The organism is Viridibacillus soli, assembly GCF_016612995.1.
GTDB lineage: Bacteria > Bacillota > Bacilli > Bacillales_A > Planococcaceae > Viridibacillus > Viridibacillus soli.
In genome coordinates this window covers 1-1,767 of sequence record NZ_JAEOAH010000083.1, presented here as the reverse complement: position 1 = coordinate 1,767, position 1,767 = coordinate 1, and the positions used below count along the sequence as shown (strand labels likewise).

Sequence of the window (1,767 nt, the reverse complement as noted above, 5' to 3'; positions counted from 1 at the left end):
AGATAAAGCGGTGTATCTAGAAAAAAGAAATTTAGTAATTAAAAAGTTGTAACATGAATATTAAACCTAAAAACGTGTTTCGTAGCAAAATACAAGCTAATGTAGATCTAATTAGACAAAATGTAGCGATAAAATGGTTTAAATTCATAAGAAAGGAGTGAGAGAGATGCGGATGAAAATAGTAACTTCTATTGGTCTAGTGACAATGGGTATTTTAATTGGTACGTATTTAAACCTTTTGAATTTAGGCGATAACACGGATTCTGGACCAAAAGAAGCGGATTCATATCAAGATAGCAGAATGCCAAATGTACAAAATCCGGGGGGGATGCCCCCTTCTAACCAAGATGAAATGATGCCAGATCAGGGAGATATATTTCCTCCAAATCAAGATGAGATGGAACAAGATCAGGGAGAAATGTTTCCTCCAAACCAACATGAGATGGAACCGGGTCAGAGAGATATACCCCCTTCTGATCAAGAGGGGACTGAGAGTGGTAGAACAGGACCATCTAGTTGAAGTTCAGAAGATAGGAAGAATAATGGAAATAGCTTCAAGATAGACTCAGAAGGCAAAGGTCCTAAACGTATGAGGATTAAATAATAGATGTGTTGCCTTTCAAATAAGTTTGATAAAAACAGCTTGTGGATTTAAAATTCCACAAGCTGTTTTTATTTGGAATATTTTCAGGTAGAATAAAATGCGGAAGAAATTTTTATTCACTAAAGGTTAGAGAGGAGGGAATCAATTGGAACTAAGTGGTTGGATTTTTATAACGATTGCCGTATTCTATTTTCCACTCTTTGTATGGCTTTCTTTCGCATATATTGAACCTATACAAGAACCTAAAAGAAGACAAATTTATCTTGGATTCTTAGTATCTTTTGGCATTTTTAACGTTTTAAATAATATTCTCTTCAAATTGAATAGTTCATACGGTTTGTCAATTTTTGTAGGTATCATTATCTTATTTAGCATATATATGTTATTAGCTGTAATGAAGGACAAAAAAATTATCGAAGGATCCTAAGGTTATTAGATCATTAGTTGCGGAAAGGGTAAATGAAGTTATTGGTCTTTTACTATAAAAATTAAATTCGAATTTTAAATAGAATAATCCATTTTGAAATATCTTTTTTCAAAATGGATTATTTTTATCTCCTGGAAAATGGAGATTTTGTAGAATACTATAATAGTTAGTTCAATATAAGAGCTAATTATAACCCTTTTAATTAAATTGCTTTCCATAACGAAGGAGCAAATATCCAGTTTGAATCGCCGTATCCTTGATAGCTTTGAATCGCTTCATAAGTTTTCCCCTGATGTTCTACTCTATCGCCCTTTGTATATGCTTTATATGGATCCCATTGTTTATAAGATGAATTCTGTTCTTTTGTAGTTACAGTCAGAATGTTACTTTTAATCGATTCATTTCTTGCTGCATCAACTGCTGTAACTGTGTACTTATATGTTGTATTTGATTGTAAGCTCTTGTCCATAAATGATGTAGTGTTGGATGTTCCAACTGCTATCATTTGTCCACTTGATGTTTCTCTGTATACAACATAATGGTCAACTGCTATATTGTCTTCTGATGGACTCCACATTAAATCTACACTAGATGATGTTTCCCCCATACTATGTAGTCCTTTTGGTTGGGTTGGTGCTTCCGCATCTGGAACTTTATTTCCTGTCTTTGCAACAACAGCTTTACTTTCTTGAGAAATATTTCCTGCTGCATCTATGGCCTTCACTGTATATTTATA

The 1,767-nt window shown here is 33.4% G+C and carries 3 protein-coding genes; 2 read left to right on the top strand and 1 reads right to left on the bottom strand.

The features are described 5' to 3' along the window. The first annotated feature begins 166 nt into the window (after positions 1-166). The gene (locus JFL43_RS22075; protein WP_200750710.1) at positions 167-520 is read left to right on the top strand and encodes a hypothetical protein; all 354 of its coding nucleotides are present in this window, start codon (positions 167-169) and stop codon (positions 518-520) included. A gap of 229 nt (positions 521-749) precedes the next feature. After that, positions 750-1,031, top strand: coding sequence for a hypothetical protein (locus tag JFL43_RS22070; protein WP_200750709.1), 282 nt, complete (start codon positions 750-752; stop codon positions 1,029-1,031). A 202-nt stretch (positions 1,032-1,233) separates the two neighbouring features. Here JFL43_RS22070 and JFL43_RS22065 read toward each other — a convergent pair. Further along, on the bottom strand, positions 1,234-1,767 hold a 534-nt coding region (locus JFL43_RS22065), incomplete at its 5' end, for a fibronectin type III domain-containing protein (protein WP_200750708.1).

Excerpts from the sequence above, each read along its gene's own strand:
- JFL43_RS22075 (WP_200750710.1), top strand. The coding sequence starts at position 167 with ATGCGGATGAAAATAGTAACTTCTATTGGTCTAGTGACAATGGGTATT.